This is a genomic window from Microbacterium sp. HSID17254, from assembly GCF_003989315.1.
Taxonomy (GTDB): domain Bacteria; phylum Actinomycetota; class Actinomycetes; order Actinomycetales; family Microbacteriaceae; genus Microbacterium.
Window position 1 is genome coordinate 108,294 of record NZ_RBLT01000008.1, and the last position, 24,279, is coordinate 132,572.

Annotated in this window: 16 protein-coding genes; 6 read left to right on the forward strand and 10 right to left on the reverse strand. The window is 69.1% G+C overall.

Annotated features, from left to right (window positions below; translation table 11 throughout):
• Window positions 1-17: 17 nt before the first annotated feature.
• Window positions 18-1,421, forward strand: a complete 1,404-nt coding sequence (locus D8M34_RS06860) for a hypothetical protein (RefSeq protein ID WP_025104602.1) — start codon at window positions 18-20, stop codon at window positions 1,419-1,421.
• A gap of 63 nt (window positions 1,422-1,484) precedes the next feature.
• On the opposite strand, the gene D8M34_RS06865 is transcribed toward D8M34_RS06860, so the two are convergent.
• From D8M34_RS06865 to D8M34_RS06875, 3 genes are all read right to left on the reverse strand, one after another.
• Window positions 1,485-2,552, reverse strand: coding sequence for a fatty acid desaturase family protein (locus tag D8M34_RS06865; protein ID WP_396654540.1), 1,068 nt, complete (start codon window positions 2,550-2,552; stop codon window positions 1,485-1,487).
• 151 nt (window positions 2,553-2,703) lie between these two features.
• Entirely contained in the window at window positions 2,704-2,982 is a 279-nt protein-coding gene (locus tag D8M34_RS06870) for a hypothetical protein (protein ID WP_126893555.1), read from the reverse strand.
• Window positions 2,983-3,176: 194 nt separating this feature from the next.
• Entirely contained in the window at window positions 3,177-4,127 is a 951-nt protein-coding gene (locus D8M34_RS06875; RefSeq protein ID WP_126893556.1) for an intradiol ring-cleavage dioxygenase, read from the reverse strand.
• A gap of 367 nt (window positions 4,128-4,494) precedes the next feature.
• Between D8M34_RS06875 and D8M34_RS06880 the strand changes: the two genes are divergently transcribed.
• Complete coding sequence (locus tag D8M34_RS06880; protein WP_025104606.1) at window positions 4,495-5,109, forward strand: TetR/AcrR family transcriptional regulator; 615 nt, start codon at window positions 4,495-4,497, stop codon at window positions 5,107-5,109.
• 9 nt (window positions 5,110-5,118) lie between these two features.
• On the opposite strand, the gene D8M34_RS06885 is transcribed toward D8M34_RS06880, so the two are convergent.
• Window positions 5,119-6,264: a low temperature requirement protein A gene (locus tag D8M34_RS06885; protein ID WP_126893574.1), complete on the reverse strand. Its 1,146-nt coding sequence runs from the start codon at window positions 6,262-6,264 to the stop codon at window positions 5,119-5,121.
• Between the two features lie 354 nt (window positions 6,265-6,618).
• On the opposite strand from D8M34_RS06885, the gene D8M34_RS06890 reads away from it, so the two are divergent.
• Both D8M34_RS06890 and D8M34_RS06895 read left to right on the forward strand, forming a co-directional pair.
• On the forward strand, window positions 6,619-8,145 hold the full coding sequence (locus D8M34_RS06890) for a sugar transferase (RefSeq protein ID WP_025104608.1): 1,527 nt from the start codon (window positions 6,619-6,621) through the stop codon (window positions 8,143-8,145).
• 4 nt (window positions 8,146-8,149) lie between these two features.
• Window positions 8,150-9,085, forward strand: a complete 936-nt coding sequence (locus D8M34_RS06895) for a glycosyltransferase family 2 protein (RefSeq protein ID WP_025104609.1) — start codon at window positions 8,150-8,152, stop codon at window positions 9,083-9,085.
• Window positions 9,086-9,141: 56 nt separating this feature from the next.
• Here the strand turns inward: D8M34_RS06895 and D8M34_RS06900 are convergent, their stop codons facing one another.
• Together D8M34_RS06900 and D8M34_RS06905 are read right to left on the reverse strand one after the other, a co-directional pair.
• Window positions 9,142-14,517, reverse strand: a complete 5,376-nt coding sequence (locus tag D8M34_RS06900) for a PKD domain-containing protein (protein ID WP_025104610.1) — start codon at window positions 14,515-14,517, stop codon at window positions 9,142-9,144.
• A gap of 187 nt (window positions 14,518-14,704) precedes the next feature.
• A complete protein-coding gene (locus D8M34_RS06905; RefSeq protein WP_029989670.1) occupies window positions 14,705-15,745 on the reverse strand; it encodes a glycosyltransferase family 4 protein in 1,041 nt (346 codons plus the stop codon).
• A 53-nt stretch (window positions 15,746-15,798) separates the two neighbouring features.
• On the opposite strand from D8M34_RS06905, the gene D8M34_RS06910 reads away from it, so the two are divergent.
• Window positions 15,799-16,986, forward strand: coding sequence for a DUF1972 domain-containing protein (locus D8M34_RS06910; protein WP_025104612.1), 1,188 nt, complete (start codon window positions 15,799-15,801; stop codon window positions 16,984-16,986).
• Here D8M34_RS06910 and D8M34_RS06915 read toward each other — a convergent pair.
• Together D8M34_RS06915 and D8M34_RS06920 are read right to left on the reverse strand one after the other, a co-directional pair.
• Window positions 16,983-18,335: a lipopolysaccharide biosynthesis protein gene (locus tag D8M34_RS06915; protein ID WP_025104613.1), complete on the reverse strand. Its 1,353-nt coding sequence runs from the start codon at window positions 18,333-18,335 to the stop codon at window positions 16,983-16,985. The two genes, D8M34_RS06910 and D8M34_RS06915, sit on opposite strands and share 4 nt — an antisense overlap.
• Window positions 18,336-18,341: 6 nt before the next feature.
• Window positions 18,342-19,727: a polysaccharide biosynthesis tyrosine autokinase gene (locus D8M34_RS06920; protein ID WP_025104614.1), complete on the reverse strand. Its 1,386-nt coding sequence runs from the start codon at window positions 19,725-19,727 to the stop codon at window positions 18,342-18,344.
• A 69-nt stretch (window positions 19,728-19,796) separates the two neighbouring features.
• Here D8M34_RS06920 and D8M34_RS06925 point away from each other — a divergent pair, with 69 nt between their 5' ends.
• On the forward strand, window positions 19,797-20,492 hold the full coding sequence (locus D8M34_RS06925; RefSeq protein ID WP_102208732.1) for an arsenate reductase/protein-tyrosine-phosphatase family protein: 696 nt from the start codon (window positions 19,797-19,799) through the stop codon (window positions 20,490-20,492).
• 10 nt (window positions 20,493-20,502) lie between these two features.
• On the opposite strand, the gene D8M34_RS06930 is transcribed toward D8M34_RS06925, so the two are convergent.
• Both D8M34_RS06930 and D8M34_RS18855 read right to left on the reverse strand, forming a co-directional pair.
• Window positions 20,503-21,651, reverse strand: a complete 1,149-nt coding sequence (locus tag D8M34_RS06930; protein WP_025104616.1) for a glycosyltransferase — start codon at window positions 21,649-21,651, stop codon at window positions 20,503-20,505.
• Window positions 21,652-21,719: 68 nt separating this feature from the next.
• Window positions 21,720-24,212, reverse strand: coding sequence for a right-handed parallel beta-helix repeat-containing protein (locus tag D8M34_RS18855; protein WP_153244996.1), 2,493 nt, complete (start codon window positions 24,210-24,212; stop codon window positions 21,720-21,722).
• Window positions 24,213-24,279: the final 67 nt, after the last annotated feature.

Genomic DNA, 24,279 nt, shown 5'->3' on the forward strand with positions numbered 1-24,279 from the left:
CAGAAAGGCTTGAACCCATGAGCGATTCCTCGGGCACCCCCCGCGACGACGACCGGTCGCCGGACTTCTTCGATCAGCTGATCGAGACCACTCCGCGCGAGTCGTCCTCCTCGTCCACCTCGGCGTTCACGATCGGCTTCCGGGGCTACGACAAGAACGAGGTCGACGCCGCGCTGGCGTCGATGCGCACGCAGCTCCAGCAGGCGGCCGACGAGCTGGCCGAGGCGAAGGCGCGCGAGGCCGAGTCCGTCGAGGCCATCAAGGCCGAAGAGCGCGAAGCCCGCGAAGCCCTGGAGGCGGAGCTCGCGGCCGCGAACGCCAAGGCCTCCGACGCCGAGCAGCAGGTGGCGACCCTGACCTCCGAGCTCGTCGACATGCCGCAGGCCGATGGCGAGGAGGCACCGTCGCGTCAGCAGTTCGAGGCGATCCTGCGCGTGGCCGAGGAGCAGGCGAACGTGCTCATCCAGAACGCCGCCGTGCAGGCCGACCGCCTGATGACCTCTGCCCGCGAGGAAGTGGCCGCGCAGCGTGCCGAAGCGGAGGCCGACGCCGAGCGCATCATCTCGCAGGCGCAGCGCGACGCCGACCAGGTGCGGCTGAAGATGGAGACCGAGTACACGGCCCACGAGGCGCGCATCGAGCGCGAGGCGGCGCACGCCGCGGAGAAGGTCAGCCAGGCCTCCCAGGAGGCCACCGCCATCCGCACCGAGGCAGAGAAGGGCGCCGCCGCGCTCCGCTCGCTGGTCACGCGCGAGACCACGCAGCTGCGTGCGGACGCCGAGCGCGAGGTCCGTGAGATGAACGCCCGCGTGCTGGAGTTCGAGGAGACCCTCACCCGTCGTCAGGACGACGCGCAGCAGGAGTTCCTCGTGCTGCACAACCAGGCCGTCGCCCACGCCGAGCGCATCACGACCGATGCGAACGAGCAGGTCACGGCCTCGCTGGAGCACGCGCAGCGCATCTCCGCGAAGGCGGACGGCTACGAGAAGCTCATGCGCTCGCAGGCTCAGGCGATCGAGGCCGACGCCCAGGTGCGCGCCAGGGAGATCCTCGAGCGTGCCCGCGTGAAGTCGCAGAAGATCGTCGACGCGGTCACCGGACACACCTCCACCGTCCTCCGCGACGCCGAGGACCGCGCCCGTCAGCTGCGGTGGCAGCAGCAGCAGCTCACGAGCTTCATGGCCGAGGTGCGCGAGCTCATCCGCCCGGACGGAATCTTCAGCGACGACAGCCTTCCCACCGAGATCGCGGTGACCGAGGCCACGATCGACGAGGACGACGACGACATCGAGGACGACGTCGTCGAGGCGTCGGTCGAGACCTTCCGCGGCGATGAGGTGCTCGACGACGAGTTCGACGACGACCGCCCCCTGGAGAAGATCACGATCGACGTGATCGAGACGGACGACTCGAAGCGCTGATCCCGCGCAGAGACACGAAGGGGCGAGCAGGTGTCTGCTCGCCCCTTCGTCGTATCCGTGTGCTCAGGCGCGGCGGAGCTGTGCCGCCGCCGGGCAGTCGAACGGGTCGCGCGCCGCCAGGCCCACGCGGTTGAGGTAGGCGATGACGATCGCGTAAGACTGCCCGAGGCTCGTCTCCGTGTACGGGATGCCGTTGGCGGCGCAGTAGTCGCGCACGATGCCGCGTGCCTTCGACAGGTGCAGCCGCGACATGTTCGGGAACAGGTGGTGCTCGACCTGGTGGTTGAGGCCGCCCATCAGCCCCGTCACCCACCATCCGCCGCGGATGTTGCGCGACGTGCGCACCTGCTTCGAGAAGAAATCGAGCTTGGCGTCGGGGGCGATGACCGGCATGCCCTTGTGGTTGGGGGCGAAGGACGCGCCCATGTAGACGCCGAAGACCGCGAGCTGCACGCCCAGGAACGCGAACGCCATCCCGACGGGGAGCAGGAGGAACAGCGGCACGAGGAGGACGGCGAACCGGAGGACGATGAGACCGAGTTCGGTCCAGCGTCCCTTCACGTTCTTCCGCGTCATCAGGTGCTTCAGGCCGAGGTAGTGCAGGTTGAGCCCCTCGAGCGTCAGGAGGGGGAAGAAGAGCCACCCCTGCGTGCGCGTGATGAGCCGGACGATGCCACGCGACTGCGCCGCATCCTCCTCCAGGAAGGAGATGGTGTCGACCTGGATGTCGGGGTCCTTGCCGACCTGGTTCGGGTTGCCGTGGTGCCGGGTGTGCTTGGAGTCCCACCAGTGGTAGCTCATGCCGATGATGCCGGCGAGCACGCGGGCCAGGCGGAAGTTCGCCGGTCCCGTGGAGAGGATCTGGCGGTGCGCCGCCTCATGGGCGAGGAAGGCGACCTGCGTGAAGACGATCCCGAGGGCGGCGGCGATGAGGAGCTGGAACCAGCTGTCCCCGAGGAGGAGGAAGCCCGCGACGCAGCCGGCGAAGGCGACGACCAGCGCCGCGCCGACCAGCGTGTAGAACACGGGCGTGCGCTGCAGGAGCCCGGTTTCCTTCACGACCTGCTGCACGTCCCGGTACGCCCGGGTGAGAGGCGGGAACTCGGCGTTCCCGGCGTAGGTCTGACGCACCGGGCCGAGGGTGGCGGTGACGGACGGGGAGGATGTGCGGGAGATGATGCTCTCCTGTCGATCGGGAGCCCTTGAGCTGAAGAAGCCAAGGGCGGTTGCCGATCGCTGTGGCCACACTAACCGCGCTCGCATACGCGAGGCGGCATACGACTCAGGCCCGTGCTCGACGCGGCCGCCGACCGCGCGTCCGAGGGAGGGCCGGCGATGCCGCCGGCCGGGCGGGCTGCTGCGCGGCGGCGAGCGCACGGAAGGCGTCGTCGAGCGACGGGAACGACCCGAGGTCGGTGCCGCGCTCGTCGCGCAGCCGGTGCGCGGATCCGTCGAACTCGACGAAACCGGCGAACTCACCGTTGCGGGTGGCGACGTGCACGTCGACGTCGGCCTGTTTCCAGGTGAGAGGGATGGAGGAAGGGACGGTGGTGGTACTCATGCTCATGCTCATTGCTGTGGGGCGGGCGCGCTGTGGCGCTCCGCGCGTGAAGAGACCGAGGGCGGATTCCGCGCGCGTCGATGTGCGTGGTCCGTGGATGGCCCTGATCAGTGGCGACGAGGCGGCCGAGAGGGGGCGAAACGCACACGTTGCACGATCAGCTTAGCAGATCCACGAACCACGCGCCGAGAGCCTCAGCTTCCGGGGGGACGACCACCGTCACCGGTGGGCGCGGCGCCGGCGCTCGGCGTGGTCGTCGTGTCGACGCCGACCACGAGGGTCGCGGTGTATCCGCCGGTGACGTTCCCCGTCGTCGGGGCGAGCTGCGACACCCCGCCGTCGTCGCCGAAGACGTTGTCGGAGGTCAGGGAGATCCGGGCGAGATTGTCCGCCGATCCGGAGTACGCCGTCTCCGCATAGACCGCACTGCAGGCGTCCTCGGGCAGCGCGAGCTGGGACGTGGCGATCGCGTTCGACGCGTCGGTCATCGCGGTCGCATCCGGATAGACCTCGAAGTGGATGTGCGGCCAGCGCCCGGAGTAGCACCCGGGGAAGACGGAGGTGAAGGATACCTTGCCGTCGTCGTCGGCGACCTGCACCCCGCGCAGATAGGAGACGTCCTCGAGCCCGGACGAGTACAGCGAGTACTCCCCCTGCGCGTTGCAGTGCCACGCGTAGACCGCGACGCCGGCGAAGGGCACCCCGCCGTTCGCGAGGTCGAGGATCTGGAGCTCGAAGGAGAGCGGGACGCCGTCGGCCGTGGCCCCGCCGTCGATGGACGAGCGGATGTCCTGGCGGATGATCCCGGCCTCGTCGAGGACGTCCGGACCGTTCGAGCCGTCGCCCGGATAGGGGCCGGCGGTCTCGTCGGGGATCTCCGTGACCGTGTCCGACGCCGTGCCGGTGGCGCTGGGCGTGGGGGTGACGGTCGTCGACGACGATCCGGTGGCGCCGGGAGCGCAGGCGGCGAGGACGACGGCACCGAGGCCGAGCCCGCCGCCGATCAGCAGCCCGCGACGGCTCATCAGCGTCCGGAGGTCGAAGGCGACGCCCTGGTCGACGACCTCTTCGTCCGCGCGGTCCAGCAGTCGTCCTTCGTACATGGGGCCCTGCGGCGTGGGGGTCGGTTCGGGGATGCGGCTCATGATGTGCTCCTCTCGAGCGTCGGCGGCGTTGCCCCCATGCTCGACGGGTGAACAATCAAGAAGCTATGCGTGATCCCTGGGGCTCCTGTGGAGTCAGGAGCAGAGCGGAGGATGCGGGGACATCGCTCCGCTCTGCAGCGCTGGCGCTCGAAGAACTCGGCGGACAACGCAGGGCCGGGGCGATGGGGGAATCGCGCGCGCGGCCACGAAGACGGCCGTCATGCAGGGGACATGCGCGGCCGTGGCGCATCCAGTGGAACATGCCACTTGGCACCTGTCAAGTTTTTCCCGGACACCTGTCCAGATCGGGCGAGATGCCATAGCATTGCCCGCACCGATCCCGAAGGGGACGAGACCGGGGGACAGCATGACGACAGCGGACAAGCGCGCGGAACGCGCAGGGGTGGACAAGTTCGCGCTGCGCCGGCGGGCGCTGGCCGAAGCGGCCTTGGAGGCGATCGCCGAGCGGGGGTTCGCGCGGACGGGACTCCGCGAGATCGCGCAGCACTCGGAGCTCTCCCACGGGTCGCTGCACTACTACTTCACCGACAAGAACGACCTCATCGCGGAGGCCGTGCGGATATCCAAGGGCGGGCTCGGCGACCGCTACCTCGCCGTGCTGGAGAGGGCCGAGACCGCGGAGGAGCTGGCGGCCGGGGCCGCCGAGGAGCTCGCCAGGAGCGTGCACGACGACGCCCGCCTGCACCGGCTCTGGTACGACCTCCGCAACCAGTCTCTGTTCGAATCGGGCTTCGGCGACACGATCGCCGAAGTCGAGGCCGACCTGCAGGATGCCATCTGGCGCGTGGTCGAGCGCTACTCCGAGCTCTGCGGACGCCCGTGCCGCTTCACGCCGCTCTTCGCGTACGCGCTCACGGACGGCATGCTCCAGCACGCCCTCATCCGCCACCTGCGCGGCGACGGCGAGGCGATCGCGCGCCTGCGCCGCGAGTGCCGGGAGCTCTTCGCCGCCAGCGTGTGACGCCGCGGATCACTCGTCCGTGACGACGGTTCCCCGAGCAACGGGCGGCCGGATCACCAGCACGATCACGATCGCCACCATGACCGTCGCCGTCAGCGCCACGGGCACCGGCACGAACGGATCGAGCAGGACGAGCAGCGCGCCGACGGGGATGACCGCGTTGACGACGCGGTCGGCGTTGTCGCGGATCGCGATCCACCAGATCCCCAGGAGGAAGACGGCGATCGGCACCGAGACCGTGAACGTGGCGATCACCGGGGCGAGGTGGCTCTCCCCCGTCATCACATCCAGCTCGACCTCGACACCGGCCGAGAACGCCGCGGCCGCGGCGAACACGAAGTAGTGCGTGTAGCCGTAGCGCAGGGAACGCCCCAGGGTCGTGATGGCCCGGTGGTGGGGCGGCCAGAAGTAGATCCACCACAGCGCGGCCGTGACGATGAAGGCCAGCGCCGAGATGGCGAGGAGCGGACCGAGCGCCTCCACCTCGTCGAGCGCGTCGATGATCGCATTCGCGGAGGCGAGGAGGCTCTCGCCCAGCACGATGAGGGTGAAGAGACCGTAGCGCTCGGTGATGTGGTGCGGGTGCCACGGCGTCTGTCCTCGGCGCTCCGCGAACACCGGGACGCCGACCTCGATGAGCGCGAACACGACGAACGCGACGAGCTGGACCGGACCGGACGGGATGAGCAGGAACAGGATCCACAGCACCTGCACGACCGCGATCCCGAGCGCGTAGCGGAGTGCGACGCCGCGGAGCGGTTGCTCGGTCCGCGAGGCGCGCAGCCATTGGGCCACCATCGCGACGCGCATCACCACGTAGCCGACGACGGGGAGGGTGAAGTTCCCCTCGTCGAACGCCTGCGGGACTCCGGCGGCGAGGATGAGGACGCCCGCCATCTGGACGAACGTGGCGATCCGGTACGGCCAGTCGTCGGTGTCGAACGACGTCGCGAACCACGTGAAGTTCATCCACGCCCACCAGATCGCGAAGAAGAGCATGGCGTAGGAGGTGATGCCGTGGAGGAAGTCCCCGTGGCTCAGCGCGTGGTGCAGCTGGGCCGAGGCGATGCTCACGGCCACGACGAAGACGAGATCGAAGAAGAGCTCCAACGGGCTCGCTGTGCGGTGGGGCTGCCCCGGGTCCCGCGGTGCCATGGGACGCAGGTGGAAGCGCGCGCTCGGTGTCTGGTGCGTGGTCACCGCGAAAGAGAAGCCCCGCCCGCCCGGCGCTGTGCGGTATTCCGGAACGGATTTCGCCGAGTCGGCGGAACGGCTTCCCTCCGACGAGCGGATCCGCTACAGTGTTGGACGTCTGCAGTGCCTGCTGCACGCCTCGTCGGTTGGGACGACGAGGACCTTCACGATGTGGGATCGCGAAGCATCAGCAGGACCCGAGGGGTCGGGACGCAGACGTGTCCGTGAACGTGGGGTTCACGGTCTGGGGAAAACTGGGGAAACGATGGCGCACTGGGGTTATCTGCGTACATTCACGGCTCAAGGGGCCTCGGCATGACTTCCGTCGAGGATGCTCTGAGCATCGCTCGTACGGGTTTCACGCCGATCACGGCACCGCGAGCGACCGCGTCGGTGACGCCTGCGGCGAGCACGCCGCGTGTGTCGGCGACGCTCGAACGACGCCGCCAGTGGGAGCGTCGCTATCGGATGCGGCTGCGGATCACGGATGCGGCTGTCATCCTGATCGCGGTCGCACTGACGGCGATGGTCCAGCTGGTCTCCGGCGTCGCGGTGATCGAGGCCGTGCGCAACGCCGCATTGCTGGGTCTCGCCTGGTACCTGATGCTGTCGGCGCTCAACAGCCGAGCCGCCGCCATCTTCGGGTCCGGGGCCACGGAGTACCGTCGCGTCGCGCACGCGGCGGGACTCGCCTTCGGCATCACCGCCATCGCGGGCGTGCTCCTGGAGTGGGAAGGACTGCAGCCGCTGTTCTTCATCGCCCTCCCGGTCGGCATGCTCGGTCTCCTCTTCGCCCGCTGGACCTGGCGCCGCTGGCTGCAGCGGCAGCGTCTGTCCGGTCGGTTCGCGTCGAGGACACTGGTGGTCGGCGCCACCGAGGACGTCGAGTATGTGATCGACTCCCTGCAGAAGGGCGGGGAGAACGGCTATCACGTCGTGGGGACGACGCTGCTGGATCGCAATGCCGGCGCGCTCAGGATCGGGGAGAGCATCTACCCGGTCGTGGGCGATCTGGACACCGTCGCCGCGGCGGCGGCACAGCTCGGGGCGGACACCATCATCGTGGCGAGCCGCCCCGAGGGGTCCCCCGACTTCGTCAAGCAGCTCAGCTGGCAGCTCGAGGGCACCGCCGCCGAGCTCGTGCTCTCCAGCCGTCTGACGGACGTCGCGGGGCCGCGCATCTCGCTGCGCCAGGTCGACGGCCTGCCGCTGATCCAGGTGAAGATCCCGACCTACGAGGGCGGGGTCCACCTTCTCAAGCGCGCGCTCGACATCGTCGTGGCCACCGTCGCGCTCATCCCGATCGCGCTGCTCACCCCCGTGCTCAGCGCGCTCATCAAGCTCGACTCGCCTGGCCCGGTGTTCTTCTTCCAGGAGCGCGTGGGACGGGACGGCCGCCGATTCAAGATGGTGAAGTTCCGCTCGATGCGCACCGACGCCGAGAAGCAGCTCGCGGCGCTCAAGGAGCAGAACGAGGGCGCCGGCCTGCTCTTCAAGATGAAGGACGACCCGCGCGTGACCCGCGTCGGGAAGGTGCTGCGCAAGCTGTCGCTGGACGAGCTCCCGCAGTTCTGGAACGTGCTCGTCGGCGACATGAGCGTCGTCGGCCCTCGTCCGCCGCTGCCCAGCGAGGTCACGGCCTATGACGGCACCGTGTTCCGCCGCCTCTACATCAAGCCGGGCATCACGGGTCTGTGGCAGGTCTCCGGACGCAGCGACCTCTCGTGGGACGAGAGCGTGCGGCTCGACCTGCGGTACGTGGAGAACTGGTCGGTCATGAACGATCTGCAGATCATGTGGCGCACCGCGAAGGTCATGGCGCAGCCGAGCGGGGCATACTGAGTCCATGAACCCCGCGCGACCCGAGGCCGAAGAACGACCTCTCCTCGTCGCCGTGACGACCTTTCGTCGCACCGAGCTCCTCGCTCCGCTCGTCATGGCGATCCGGGCGGGGGCCGGCGCCTCGGCGGAGCGCATGCGCATCGCGTTCGTGGACAACGATCCCGCCCGCTCGGCGGAGGAGGTCGCCGCAGAACTCGACGTCACCTACCTCCCTGAACCCACCCCGGGGATCGCGGCGGCGCGACAGGCCGCGCTCGACGCGGCGCGCCCGGGCGAGCTGGTCGCGATGGTCGACGATGACGTCGTACCGCTGGAGGGGTGGCTCGACGCCCTCGTGGAGACATGGTCGAGAAACGGGCGTCCCGCCGTCGTGATGGGGTACGTGGACTACGTCTGGCCCGAGGGCACCGACCCCTGGATCGTCGCCGGTGGGTTCATGCGGCGACGACGCCGACGGAACGGGCAGCGACTGGACGCCTTGGCGACCGGGAATGTCCTGATCGACGCTTCGCAGGTCGCGTCACTCGGAGTGCACTTCGACACAAGCCTCGGCCTGGCCGGCGGAGAGGACATGCTCTTCGGGCGATCGCTGCTCGCCGCCGGCGGGGCGATCATCGCATCCGCGGACTCGATCGTCCGCGACGAGGTCCCCGCGGAGCGCACGACCCGCGAGTTCGTGCGACGGCGGACCATCTCACAGGGTCAGATGCGTACCGAACTCCTCACCCGAGACGGCTCCCTCGCGCGGCGCATCATCCTTCGCGGCGCCCACCTCGTGGGCGGCGTGGCCCGCCTTGTGATCTTCTCCCTGCGAGAAGTCCTCGCCCGCGCGCGCGGCGACCGTGCCGCACAGGCCGTGCTGCGGCGGCGCATCTGGTTCGCCCAGGGGCGCACTCTCGGCGCCCTCGGCCGGATCACCCCGGCGTACGCCCGGAGCTGACGGGAACGGATGAGGGGCGGGGCCATCCGGCCTCGCCCCTCATCCGTTGTCCGATGCTACTGCGGGACGACCACGGCGAACCGCTCGAAGGAGAGCCGCGTGGTGGTGTTCGTCGAGGCCGAGCTGACAGACGTCTTTATCCCGATGCCACCGGCGACCTGCATCGCCGCCACCGCGTCCGTGCCCGTGAGCTGCCAATCCGCAGGCTCGGTCTGCCCCTCGACCCAGACCTTGGCCGCCAGGCTGGTCGGGGCGGTACCACTGACCGCGAGGCGGGCGTGGAGCACCTGTCCGGGCGCATAGGAGCCCGGCAGAACGTAGCTGTTCCCGATCGCCGTCTCATTCCGGAGGAGGTACAGCCGGATGACGCCGGCGGGCTCCAGTCGCACGCGCGCCGAGTATGTCGATGCCCCAACGGTCCGGCCGAGCAGCGTGATGCTCGCGGTGCCGCCGGTCGAGGCGACATCCGACGAGAAGAGGGCATCGAGCACCGTGCTCGTACCGGTCACCGCCAGTCGCGCCTCCCGCGTCTGCGACGGCGCGAGGGACACGACGCCCTTTCCGCCTGCCGTGCTGAATGCGGCGTTTCCTCCCGACAGCGTCCACGCGCCACCGAGGTCGGCGCTGCCCCAGCCTCCCGTCGTCGCCCGGTCGAACTCATCCGTCGCGAGGGGAGTCGGCCCTGTGGGGTCCGGCGGCGTGACCGGCGCGGTCACAGTGACCGGCTTCGTGACTGAGTGCGTTCCGCCGTCGTCGTCGGTCACCGTCAGGGTGACGTCGTACGTCCCCGATGCCGCATACGTGTGCGATGCCGTGACTCCCGTCGCGGTACCGCCATCCCCGAACGTCCACGCGTAGGACGCGATCGTCCCATCCGCGTCGCTCGATCCGCCAGCGTCGACAGCTGCACTGAGTGCGGAGGTCGAGGAGACGAAGGATGCTGTCGGGATCTGGTTGGGCGCAGCGACCACGGCCCCGGTGACGACCTTGTAGTCGTCCACCGAGAAGACCGAGGAGACGGAGGAGACCGAGCTGATCGCCATCTTCACGCCGACCGCACCCGCTGTCTGCAGAGCGGCAGTGGAGTCCGTCCCCTGCAGCTGCGGGTTCGCCGGCTCCGTCGTCCCCGTTCGCCAGACCTTCAGCGCGAGCGTGGTCGGCGACGTTCCGCGTACCGTGAGCACAGCCGACAACTTCTCGCCCGCCACGTACGTACCGGGGATCACGACGCTGTTGCCGATCGCCGTCTCGTTGCGCAGCAGGTAGAGACGGATCGCGCCACTCGCCTCGATCTTCACGCGTCCCGAGTAGACGTCGTTGCCGACCTGACGACCGTTCACCGTGAGGTTGAAGGCTCCGCCGTTGGTCGCGTTGCTCGAGGCGATGGTCAACGAGGTAATCGTCGACGTGCTCGAGACCCCGGCGAGGCGAGCCTCTCGCGTGGCGGCAGGAGACAGGGAGATCCGTCCCACGCCATCCCCCGCCGAGAACGCCGCCGCCCCTCCGGACACCGTCCAGGCGCCGCCGACGTCGGCGGAGCCCCACGAGGACGACGCCGTGCGCTCGAACGCGTCTCGGGCGATGACCTCTTCCGTGGCCGCCGGCGCGACGGCGACGGATGCGGTCGCCTGATGCGTTGCGCCGTCGTCGTCCGTGACCGTCAGCGTGACCGTGTAGGTTCCCGCTGTCGTGTAGGTGTGCGTCGCCGTCGCTCCCGTCGCGGTGGTGCTGTCACCGAAATCCCACGCGTGCGACACGATGCTGCCGTCGGTGTCGGTGGAGCCGCTTCCGTCGGCGGAGATCGACATACCATCCGCGGCGCGCACCACGTTGGCCACAGCCTTGGGCGGCACGTTCTGAGCTTCGACAGCGATCGTCTTCGTCTCGGTCGATGAGGCACCGCGGTCATCGGTCACGGTGAGCGACACCGTGTAGGTTCCGGAAGCCGCATAGTCATGCGTCGCCGTGGCCCCTGTCGCCGAGGCACCGTCGCCGAAATTCCACGCGTACGCCGTGATCGTGCCGTCCGTATCCGCGCTCGCGGATGCGTCGACCGCCACGGAGAGGAATTCCACCTTCTCGGTGAACGCGGCGGTGGGAGGCACGTTCGGGTTCCGCGTCGTCACGTCATGAGCGACGGTGGACGCGAGCCCGCCGGCATCGGTCACCGTGAGGGTGACCGTGTAGGTGCCGGCCGTGTCGTACTCGTGCGTAGGCGCGACACCGGTTCCGGTGTGGCCGTCGCCGAAGTCCCACGCATAGCCGGCGATCGGACCCTCAGGGTCGCTCGAGGCGGAGGCGTCGAAAGCCACCGACCGGTCCGAGGTCGCCGCGGTGAACTGCGCCGTCGGCAGCTGGTTCAGCTCCCCGGTGTCGCCGAGCTGATAGTGCTGCAACACCTGGCTGACCGTCAGGGGCGCTGAGTAGACCGCCGCCTCATCGATCGTGCCGACCCAGAAGGGATCCCCTTCCCAGGTGGTGTCGCCGCCCACGCGCCAGTAGCCGTTGTAGTTGTCGGCACCCGCTTGCGCGTTCGAAGCGACCTCCACGCCATCCACGAACAACTGCATCCCTGCCGCCGACTGCTGCGCGACGACATGGTGCCACTGCCCGTCACGGTAGGTGCCCGGCGCCGTGAGGACGTATGACCCCCCGTTGTAGACGCCGAACTTCAGCTGTCCCGATCCGTTCATGTAGATGTGCCGGTCGTAGTTCGAACTGGGATTGGCATTGTTGGAGTTGCTGTTCCCGAAGCCGATCAGCTTGCCGCCGCCCGTCGAGGTGGTCTTGAACCAGGTCTCGATCGAATAGGTGTTCGGCGACGGGTACTGCCGCGCGCTCACCACCGTCTGGCGGTTGTTCCAGCTGGAGAACAGCTTCGAGGACGTGAACCGGATGGCCTGGTCCGCGACGCCGGACAGCGCTCCGGTCTGGCCTCGTTGGATCGTGGCCGACCCACTGGTCTGGTACGTCCCGGTGCTTCCGTCGCGGCCCGAGTCTTTCGCGACCGTCCCGCTGGTCTCGCCGAGGCGCCAGTACAGTGTCGGGTCGAGGTCGTACACGGCTTTGCCGTAGGCGTCTGCGGGCGCAGCGGGGAGCGACGACGTGCGCCCAGAAGCCACCCAGTGCGCATCCACCGCGTCACGGGTCAACGCACTGCCGTACACGGCCACGTCCGCGATGCGGGCGTTGAGGTAGTTCGACGACCCCGCGGACGGCCAGCCGCTCTGGGAGTCCCCGCCGATGCGCCAGTAGCCTGAATAGCTCTGACCGGTCGTCGTGTCGGAGCGCGAGCTCACCCGCACGCCGTCGACGTACAGCACCATGCCCGAGCTGTTCATCGTGCCGACCACGTGGTGCCACTTGCCGTCGTTGAGACCGGCCCCGCTGGTGAGCGTCCGCGCAGTCCCGGGGTACACGCCGAACGTGACCTGCCCCGAATTGCTCAGGTAGAGGTGCCGGTCGTAGCTTCCGGACAGCCCCTTGGCGTTGTTGCCGAAGCCGACGATCTTCCCGCCGCTCGTGCTGGTCGTCTGGAACCATGCCTCGATCGAGAACTCGTCAGGACCGACCTCGGAGACCGAACTGGCAGAGGTGCCGTCGGTGCCGTTGAAGGCCGTGGAGGCCGAGGTCTCACCGACGACCTGGCCCGCCTGGCCACGGGTCGTCCCTCCGGACAGCGTGAGGTCGTTCCCGGAGATCCAGTCGGTCGCGGACGAACCGGACGCCTCGTTCATGGGCCAGTAATACCTCGGCGAGGACGAGAGCACGGCTTCGTTGTACGTGTTCGAGGTCCCGGCGGCCGCGATCGTCACCGGCGTCCAGTCGGACGTCGTGGTGTTCCCGTTGGGGTCGGTCACCTTGACCCGGTACTCGTATGTCTGGCCGGCGGTCACCGCCGTGTCGGAGTACGTGAGCCGCGGTCGCACCCAGTAGGTGGAGTCGGCAGTGGTCGTGTGGATCGGCTGCGCGAGGTCACGACGGAAGACCTCGTAGGTCAAGCGGGCGTTGTCGGCGTCGTAGTTCGCGGACCAGGCGACGCGTGCCTGCCCCGCGCGGAAAGACTGAGCGCTGATCTGGTAGGCGCCGCCCTTGATGGTCGGACCGATCTTGTTCGGCGCCGTCCCGGGCTTCGCGAAGCGCACGAGTCCCTGTTGTGCGCTACCGCTCACGGCCGTGAACTCACCGCCGTAGACGAGGTAGTCGCCACCGCCCGTGACCGACCATGCGGCCTGATTCATGCCGGACACCGTGCCGGGCTGCCACGTCGGGTACCAGTGCAGCAGACGGGCCGCCGGGTTGCCGGTGAAGCTGCGGTACCCGTAGATGTCAGGAGTGATGGTGCGGTCCGACGGGTTCTTGTCGAACGCGAGCGAGAAGTTGAAGCTCCACGGGTCGAGCTGCGGGAACTCTCCGATGTTGCCGCAGTAATGCGAGTGCGCCGCCGTGTAGAGCACACCCCCGGTCGGGTACACCGAATAGGTGTCGCCGTGGCAATCCTCCATCCACACCATCGAGCCGTCGCTCCAGCGCGCGCGGAACGCGCCTTCGAAGTCGTCCTCCGTCTTCGATCCTCCGAAGTCGTACCCACTGCCGTAGACGCTGTCCCCGTCGGAGGCGAGCGAATAGATGGAGGCGCCGGTGCCGGCGTTGCGGATGACACTGTTGATCGCCCAGGGGAGGCTGGCTCCGCTGGAGGCGTCGAGCGCGGCCATGCCGCGACCCGGGTTGGTCGACCCGTTGGTGGACGTGAACGAGCCGGCGATGACCACCTTCGAGGCATCGGGGGACACCACGACGGAGCGGACGCCGTACCCGCCGGCGAGGACCGGGTTGAAGTCGAGCACGGCACCGGTCGACGCGCTCACGGCCGCGACGCCGGTACGTGCGGTGTTGTTGATGTTCGAGAACTCCCCCGTGACGTACACGGTCGTATCGGTGGCGACGATGCCCTGCACGATCGTGTTGGTACCGGGGGTCCAATTGCCGATCAGCTGGCCGGTGGCCGTGTCGAAGGCCGCCAGACGGTAGCGGTTCTGACCGTTGACGGCGGTGAAGCCGCCGCCGATGTACAGCCGCGAGCCGTCGGGCGACACCGCCGCGGCGAGGATGCGGCCGTTGACCTGGGGGGCGAAGGATGTGTCGAGCACACCGGTTGCGAGATCGTAGGCGAGGAGGTTGGATCGCGGCGTCTCGTTGGTGCCGGCCGGCGCTCCCGCCGGGCGCGCGCTCGTGAACTGCCCGCCCGCGTACACCTTGGTGCCGCCCACCGCCTGAGCCCAGACGATGCCGTTGATCTGCGTCGTCGGCAGCGGGTCAGCGCTCACCGTCGCCGGCAGAGCGGGATCGGTCGGCACTGTATCCGCCTGCGCGGCCGGTGCGGTGATGGTCGCGCCGAGGAGCGCGGTCACCACGACGGCGACGACTCCCATCGCGAGACGACGGAATGGACGTGCGCGCGATTCTTCGTCGCGTTCGATTGCCTCGAGTCGCTGGACTCGCATGGCGCCTCCCCACAGGCACATGCCGAAATATCGGCGGATGATGGATCCCCTCGCGTCCCCCAAAGACGCATCCGCCGTTAGAATAGCGCAGCACTCGCCGCAGCGCTACCCGACCTCAGGACCCGATGGCCGTGCGATCCGCGGTGGGCACCAGGATCTCCGCGAGATGGGCGCACATGATCGCCGTAGTGAACGACGACTCGACCGCCGCGCGGCCGGCGAGCCCCATCCGTGCCGCCTCCGCCGGGTTCGAGAGGAGGGACAGGAGCCGATCGGCCAGCGCCTCGGCGTCTCCCACCGGAGCGAGGTGGCCCGTCACTCCCTCCTCGACGTACTGCGACATCCCCGGCGTGTCCGTGTTCACGACCGGTCGTGCGGTCGCGAGTGCCTCCAGAGTCACCGTCATCCCCGACACGTGAAGATTCGGTCGGGTTGCCGTCGCCACCACTGTCGCTGTCGCGTACAGGTCCCGGAGATCGCGATGGCTCATGCGCTCGACGACACGGACGCCGTCCGGCGCGCCGGTCGCCGATGTCTGCACGACGGCCTCCACGTCGGGCCGCTGCGCCCGGACGATCTCCAGCGCTCGGAAGAGCGTCTGCGGATCACGATCCCTGTCGTTGCCGATGCTCACGATGCGCGGCCGCTCCGGGTAGGGACGCGGCGGGAAGAAGTCGGCGTCCACTCCGAACGGAACGGCGGTGATGCGTGGCCCTCCGGCCCCGATCACTGCCCGGAGCGGTTCGACCTGTCCCCGGCTCAGCACCCACAGATCGTCCGCGCTCTGCAGCACCTCGATCAGACGCTGCGGAACGTGGCCCCGCTCCACCATGTCGGTCAGCCAGATGACGCCTGACGCGAAGCTCCGCCGAGGACGCCGCACCTGCATCCGAAAGGCGGCGTTCTCGTCCCAGGTGAAGGCGCGGCCGTCGACCGGGCGCGGGCCGAGGCCGACGCGGCTCCGCATTCGCGCCACCCGTCCGGGCGCCGGCAGGTCGAGCACGTCGACGGGCGCGAACGCGCGCAGGCCGTCCAAGCCGTACTGCCAGGCGCTCGGCACCTCACCTGCCGCGTGACGGCGCTCCCACGCGCTCACCGACTGTTCGGCAGGAAAGCCCCAGGCGAGGGATGAGTCCGAGGAAGGTTCTGACGACACCGCCCCAGATTAGCCCCCGCACTCGGCGATCAAGGCTCGGGCATACTGTTCCGATGCACTCCGCCGCGACGTCCCCCTCTCCCTCGCTCCGCATCGCGCTGATCGGCACGCGCGGAATCCCCGCCGCATACGGAGGATTCGAGACGGCCGTCGAAGAGGTCGGGCGGCGGCTCGTCGCCCGGGGACACCGTGTGCTGGTGTACGGGCGGGATGCCGGCACCGCGGGCGACGTACACCTGGGCATGCGGAGGGTGACCCTGCCGGCGGTACGGCACAAAGCGCTCGAGACGCTCAGCCACACCGCGCTGTCGACCGCGCACGCGGTCACCAGGGCCCGTCCCGACGCAGCTTTCGTCTTCAACGCCGCCAACTCGCCGTTCCTCCCGTTGCTGCGCGCCCGGGGCATCCCCGTCGCGCTCCACATGGACGGACTCGAGTGGCGACGCTCGAAGTGGGGGCCCCGTGGAAAGGCCTACTATCGCTGGGCCGAGTCGTTCGGCGTGCGGACGGCCGATGCGATCATCGCCGACGCTCCCGGAATCGCCGAATACTACGATCACCAGTTCGGCGTGGCCAGCGAGATGATCCGCTACGGCGCCCCTCTCCTCGACGACGCACCGGTGGCCGGCATCCGCGCGCTCGGCCTCGAGCCCGGCGAGTACCACCTCGTGGTCGCGCGGTTCGAACCCGAGAACCATGTCCGTGAGATCGTCGAGGGGTACGCCGCGTCTGCGGCCGGGAAGCCCCTCGTGGTCGTGGGCTCCGCCCCCTATGCCGCCGACTACACCGCGGCCATCGACGACCTCGCGGCCGCGGACGACCGAATCCGCCTCCTCGGCGCGGTGTACGACCAAGACCTTCTCGACGCGCTCTACCACCACGCCTTCACCTACCTCCACGGTCATTCCGTCGGGGGGACGAACCCGTCGCTCCTGCGCGCCATGGGAGCCGGCACGGCCGTGATCGCGTACGACGTCGTCTTCAACCGTGAGGTCCTCGACGGCCATGGTTGGTACTTCTCGGACCCGGCCCAGGCGGCCACCGCGATCACCGCCGCCGAGGCCGACGCGGACGGCGTGGCCAGAGCCGGAGCTGCCGCCCGGACCCGCGCCGCCGATGATTTCACGTGGGACGCCGTCGCCGAAGACTACGAGGATCTGGCGCTGCGGATCGCGCGCGGGGAGTCGTTCCACGACTCGGCGAGGCGCGCGCATCGCCGAGCCGAGGAGTGGACCGGCTAACCCGGCTGGCCTGCGGAGGCCGGATCGTCTTCGGCCGCCGGATCGTGGGCGCGGTCGGAAGCGAGCAGGCGCCCACGGTGGCGGTGGATGTAGATGGCGTACGGGATGAGCTGGCAGACGGTCAGCGCGAACGCTACGCCGAGCAGCGGCCCGATGATGCCCAGCAGCGGTGTCAGCACGACCGACAGCACGATGCTCAGCGCCGCCATCGCCAACGTCGGAACGACCTGGAAGCGGATACCCGGTTTGTCCATGATGAACATGCCCAGGGGATAGACGGCGGCCGTCAGCATGATCATGGCGCCGAACGCGAGGATCGTCGAGGGGCGGACCTCCAATTCGCCGCGCGTGATGAAGTCGAACAGCCAGGGACCGATCACCCAGACGAGCGCCGTAGCCATGGCCACAGCACCGCCGAAGAGGAGGGACAGCAGATACGGCCCGCGCGTGAGCTCGCCGCGGTGCCGCCGCCGCGCGAACTGTGGCCAGAGCGCCACCCCTGCGGCCATGACCAACCCGTTGAGCGCGAAGAACACCTGGCCTGCGACACCGTACTCCGCGACGTCGGTCGGCGTGCCGTACTGGGCGAGCACGTACCGCTGCGAGCCGACGGCGATGGGATACGTGACCATCTGCGCCAGCATCGGCCACCCCACGTCCATCACCCGCACGCCGGGCACACGCCGCCATCGGAACAGGACGCGGAGGGCGTCGGGGATGAGAGGCGCGGTCGAACGCGTCACCAGGGTGAACCCGATGACGGCGGTGATCAGGGAGGCGCCGTACGAGGCGAGTGCGAGGAAGGAGTCGAAGGCCCGGCCTCCGACGGTGAGCAGGAGCCAGACGCCGCCGAGCGTGAGGGGGGAGATGAGGCCTTGCACGAGGATGACGAGGTGGTTGCGGCGCTGTCCCAGCAGGATCCGGAACCACACGCCGAGGGTCACCGTGAGGCTGAACAGCGTGATGCACAGGAAGGCGGCGAGGGGAGCCCCGGGGATGGCTCCCGCATCCCCGAACAGCACGCGCCATCCCCCGCTGACGAGCAGCACGGTGTTGATGATCATGAGGCCGGAGGCGAAGAGCAGCAGGATCCGTCCGACCGACGTCACCTGAAGGCGCAGCTTGCGGTCCGTGCGGACGTCTTCGCTGGTCGCCACCGCATTGACCAGCACCGCACCACTGCCGAGGTCCGTGAACGTCAGCAGCGATGGAATCGTGATGAGCAGTGTATAGAGCGCGTAGTGCTCGACGTCGGTCTCGCCCAGGATCATCCTGGTGGTGATCACACCGCAGACGAGGGAGACGACCATGGTGGCCGCGCGGGCGCCGAGCGCCAGGAGCGAGTTCACGGGGCCTCAGCCTCGGGCGCCGCGGCGGCTCAGCCGAGGACGCAGCCCGCGAGGGCGCTCGTCCGTATAGTACGGGCTCTTCGCCGCGCCGCGGATGCCGTTGAGGACGATGCCGAGGACCGGCGTCCGCGTGGACTCGAGCGACGAGAGCGCACGCGCGAGCTCGGTCCCCTTCGTGCGATGGGCGCGAACGACGAACAGGGTGCCGTCGGCCGTGGTCGAGAGCCAGAGAGCGTCACTCACGGAGAGAACCGGCGCGGTGTCGATGATGACGTAGTCGTACTTCTCCCGCGCGTCGTCGACGACCTTGTGCAGCTCTCCACTGGACAGCAGCTGCCCCGGGTTCGGAGGCTGCGCACCGGCCGTGAGGATGTCCAGCCCGGGGCGACCCCACTGCTGCACCGCATCATCCAGCTCGACGTCACCGATCAACACCGTGGTGAGACCCACCGCCCCTTCGAGCTGGGTGTAGCGCGCGGTACTGGGGCGCCGCAGGTCCGCCTCGATGAAGAGGACCGTCCGTCCCCCCTCGGCGAGCGTCAGCGCGAGCCCCAGACCGACGGAAGACTTGCCCTCCTGTGCCGAACACGAGGTCACCAGGATCACCCGTCGGCTCTTGTCGACGTCGACGAATCGCAGGCTCGCGGAGACCTGCCGCATCGCCTCCGCGATGCGTCCGTCGGGCTGCGAGCGAATGACCCGGGCGAGCGTCTGATTGTCCGCGGCCTCGGGGATCTCCCCGAGAACCGCGACGTCGGTGATCTCGCCGAGCGAGCTCGCGCTCACGATACGGGTCGCGAACCGTCGGCGCAGCACGGCGTACACGACACCAAGGAGGAGGCCGCCTGCCGCGCCGAGAGCGACATTGTTGCGGGTGTTGGGCGAGATGGGCACTGTCGGCGTCCGGGCGGGCGAGATGGTCTCGATCCGCACGGCGGGCTTCTCGTCAGCCCCCAGTGGGGAGATGTCCCGAACCGCGACAGCGAGCTCGCTCGCGATGGCGTTCGCGGTCTCCTGCGCGGTCTCGCCGTCGGCGTCGGTGACGCCGATCTCGATGACGACCGTGTTGAGCGGCACGTTGACGTCGACGCGGCGGGCGAGCCGGTTGGGCGTCTCGTTGAGGCCGACCTCCTCGATGACCGGACCGAGCACGGTGGGCGAGACCACGAGGAGCGTGTATGTCTGGACGAGACTCTGGACGTAGTTGGAGCCCTGCAGCAGTTCGCTGGTGCTCTCGCCGCGAGTCGGGATCACCATCACCTGGGCTTCCGCCCGGTACTCCGGGTCGACGAGCTGAGAGTACCCGTATGCCGCTCCGCCCCCCAGGAGCGTGAGCACGATGATCACCACCCAGTGACCCCTCAGCGCCTGGAAGTAATCCTGCAGTGTCATGTGTTCCCGTCCCCCTCGGCACGACGCCGTGCGATCTGTGCGCCGGTTCGCAGCACCTCATTATCGCCTATGTTGGAAAGCGGGTCGGCGGTTCCGACTCGGCACCGAGGGGAACACGTGGCACACAGGCTCATCTTCGTCTGCGAGGCGAACATCTGTCGGTCGCCCCTGATGGCACAGGTCCTTCGTGCCAGCGCTGAGGAACAGCTCTGGGACATCACCAGCGCCGGGATCCGCGTGGGCCCCGGGGACCGGCCGATGTGTGAGGCGGCGGTCGAGGTGGCGCGCGCGGTGGGCGCGGGTGCCGGCGCCGACGACCATCGCTCCTCCGCCGTCGACGCCGACCGGATCCGCACCGCCGATCTCATCCTCACGGCAAGCCGAGCGGAACGCTCTTTCATCTCTCAGCTGGTCCCGCAGGCGCGGTCCAAGGCGTTCACCCTGCGCGAGGCCCTCCATCTGGGTGCCGCGGTCTTCGGCGAGGAGAATGCGAGCGCCCTTCTGGATGACGGGCGCGCAGCGGACGGCCTCGCCGCATACGCGGCGGCCTTGCACGGGCGACGCGGGTTCGTCGCCCCACCGAAAGCCCGAAGGACCCTCCTCGGTCGTCGGCGCTCGAACCCGTTCGACATCCCGGACGCCCACCACGACGCCGCGCGGGCGCACCGGGCGATGCTGGAGCGCACCGCCCTGGAGGCATCGGCGCTCTACCGACAGGTCTCGGCGTTCCTCGTGCCGCCCACCCCGGATCTCCTCTCCCGCTGAAGGCGGACGGTCAGCGCGGCGCGACCGAGGTCAGGAACTCCGCCGTGGTCCGGCGGTAGGTCGCCGGAGCAAACCTGTGCAGCGCCGACGCGCGGGCGGAGAGCGCGTCGGCCCGCCGCTCCTCCCAGCCGTCCACCACGGACCGCAGTGCCGCGGCGAGCTCCTGGGATTCCCCCGGCGTCGTGAAGGCGACGCTCTGATAGCTGCCGACCGCCTCGCGAAGCCCGGGGATGTCCGATGCGACCACCGGCCGAGCGGCGAGCACGCCCTCGACGGCGGTGTTGCCGAAGGACTCGTCCTGCCGGGAAGGCACGACGAGCACATCGATGCCGGCGAGGAACGGCCAGACGTCGGACTGGAATCCGAGGAACGTCACGCGATCGCCGACGCCGAGCGCCTCCGCACGCTCGCGCAGCTCCCGCTCGTATCCCGCGTTCTCCACGAAGGCGGCACCCACCAGATGGAGATCGGCGTCGACGCCGGCGACGGCGAGCTCGGCCAAGGCCTCGACGGCGAGGTCGGGGCCCTTCCGGTGCGAGAGCCGACCGACGTAACCGATACGGAGGCGGTCCACGTACGGCCGCGGCTCGTCGACCTCGGAGGGGGCGGCCACACCGTTGGGGATAACCGCTGCGCGCCGAGCGAGGGCAGGAAGCGCCGCTTGAACGGTCTGCAACGTGAAGCGGCTGTTCGCGACGACCCGATGCGCCGCGAGATGCGGTGCGTAGAGTGCGAGGTTCACCCAGCGGGACGCGGAGGCCTCCGCCTCGTGGACATGGGTGACGGTCGGTATACGGCTCAGTCGACCCACGAGGGGCCAGGTGGGCAGGACGATGGTGCTCACGTAGATGCTCCGGGGACGCAGCCGCCGGACGATCGCGATGGAGGCAGCGAATCCCTGAACCGCGTCCCGCGCGGACCGCAGCCAGTTCCGGGGCCGCAGGTTCGACTTGCGCAGCACGAACATCGGGGGAAGGAGCACCTGCGCGCCGAGTGCCTGCAGTTCGTCCACGAGAGGGCCACGTCGCGGCAACACGACGACGACCGGCTCCCCTCGCTCCCGCAGCGCTGTCGCGGTCTCGAGGAGCATACGATCGGAGCCGAACAGCTCCCATCCCGGGTGCACGAGGAGATGCGGGGCACGAGAGTCGTGGGTCACACCTCCATTGTGCCCGGACGGAGCCGGGACGCGACCCGGTCCGCCCCGGAGGGCGGACCGGGAGATGCTCACCGGCCGCTGCCGAGCATCACTGTGCCCGTCGCGATGCCCAGCAGACTCGCGACCGCTGACGGGAGCGGCCGGGCGATGGCGGTGTTCGCGGCGATGTCGTCCCTCATGTCCGCGAAGGGTTGGGCAACGGCCGTCTGCGCGTTGCGCCAACCGGGGTTCTTCGCCGCGGCGAGCTGCGCGGGCGTCGAGAACGTCTCGTAGACGTCGCCAGACCCTCCCCAGGTGACCATCGACGGGCCACGAGTGGAGCTGCTGAACAGGTTGCCGTCGATCGTGACATTCCACGTGTTCACCGCGCGCCCCGTCGCCGTGTCGTGGGCGAAGATAGCGCGGGGTCCGCCCGCACCGAACACGTTGTTGCGGATGGTGATGTTGCGCGTGATCCACGTCACGGTCGGATCCACTCCGTCGACACGCGGGTCGCGGCCCACACGATGGGTGGCCTGGCGTCGTTCGTCCTGCATGAGATTGAGATCGTGGCGCGCATTGTTCCCGAGGTCGTTGTTCGTGATCAGTACGTTCTCGGTGTCGAAGATGCGAATCCCTTCGCGGTTGTCGAACGCCTGACTCCGCGCGATGGTGACCTGGGACGACAGTTCCGCGTGGATCCCGATCTCGGTGTTCCCGTTCGACGTCACGTCGAGGATCTTGACGTCGTAGCACGACTCGTCGAACCAGGTCCCGCTGCCCACGTTGCGGCTCGTGTCGACGTTGCTCATCACGATGCCGCGGGTGCGAGTGACCTTGACCCCGCCGGCGACGGGCGAGCCGTTGAACCGCTCGGTGTTGTTGTCGGTGATGAGAGAGTCCGTGAAGGTCGTGCCGTACGCCGTGGTTATAGACATCCCGAGCAGCCCGTTCCTGCGGACGGTCAGATCGTCGATCTTCGCCCGGTCGTTACCCACGAACAGCCCGATCGTCGCGTTGTCCTCGATGACGAGGTCGCGTACCGTGACGCCGACGTTGTGCATACGGACGGTGCCGAGCACGTCGTAGGAGGTTGCGTAGCGCCGGACACCGAAACCCTGCAGCACGGAATTCGCCGACTGTACGTTGAGCGCCTGTCCGAGGTCGCTCGCCCGCACCTCCTTACCGGAAGGGTCGGTCCCGAGGATCAACCGGTCGCGCGCGTCGTCGACGGCGAACGTCCCGGCAACGACCTCAGCGGCCGTGGCGACCTGACGCTGCGGGACACCGTCGATGTAGAGCTGGTCCGGGTGGTTCGCCATCGGGTACGCCGGGTCGACGAACCATCCGGCATTGCCGTTGAGCATGTCGTCGTCGAATTCCGCCGTCCATCCGGCACTGACCCATGCCGACCCCGACTTCGTCCAGTTCGCGACCCGTGTCGAGCCGTCGAACCAGACGGCCTCTCCCGGGTAGGCCTGGATGGTCAACGTCTTGCTGTACGGGACGTCGACGGACTGATGATAGACGCCAGCCCGAAGGACGACCGTGGATCCGGGGCGGGCGGCGTTCACGGCGGCTTGAACGGAACGGTACGGTGCGACCATTGTGCCTGTGGGGCTCTCCGCGGTGCTCCGCGCATCGACGAACAAGGCACCGGCGGGCACCGCGTACTGGGCGGTGCCGACAGGAGCCGCACCGCGTTCGGGGGTCCCGGGCTGCGGCTCGGGCTGCGGCTCCGGTTCCGGCTGCGGTTCCGGCTCCGGCTGCGGTTCCGGCTCCGGTTCGGGCTGCTCGGCACTCAAGGGCGCGTCGGCGACCGTGGCATCCAGCGAGTCGATCCGCAGGTCGACCGGCGCGGTCGCGCTGCTCGATGCATAGGCCCAGACGGCGAAGCCTCCCGCGCCGGAAAGCCGGGCGGCGGAGGAGTCGGTTGTCCGGAGCTGGGGCGCCCCAGGTGAGGAGCCGACCGGCGTGAGGCGCGCTTCGAAGTCGACGGCGTCGGCCCCGGTGACCGTGGCGTCGAACGTGACCCATCCGTCGCCGAGAACGCTCAAGGGAACGGCCACGCTTTTCAGCTCCGTCTCCATACCTCCCCGGGTCCGGATGACGGAGAGCTGCGCCTGCCCCTCGGCGTCGGTCAGCAGTCGGACTCGGTAGGCGGAGCCGTCGGCCTGGACGCGCGTCGTGTAGGCGTAGTAGCCCCGACCACCTGTTGCTTCGAGGCGGAGATCCGCCGAGACGCGGACGTCTCGCGCCCGGACGGCCTGCGGGGTGAGATAGGCGGACTCTCCGGGGTCGAGGGTGAGGGCCGCCGCGCCATCGGCCACACTGGCCACCTCGGCGCGGGACGACCACGACGAGTAGGCGAGGCCGTTGTCGGAAGCCCCCCATCCGGACGGTGCCGCGCGATCGAAGTCATCGCGCAGCAGCACGTCGGCGGAATCGCTGTCGGCGGCCGCCGCGGGGGAAGCACCGAAGAGGCCGGCCACGATCGTCGTGGCCGCGACGACCGACGCCAGGGCGGCCGAGGTTCGTGAAGGGGAGGGTCGGGTGAGGGTCGAGCGACGTCGCGAACGCAACTGAGTCTCCTAGGGGTCTAACCCGCGTACACCGCGCCCCTCCAACCAGCCCCCTCCGGGCGAGATG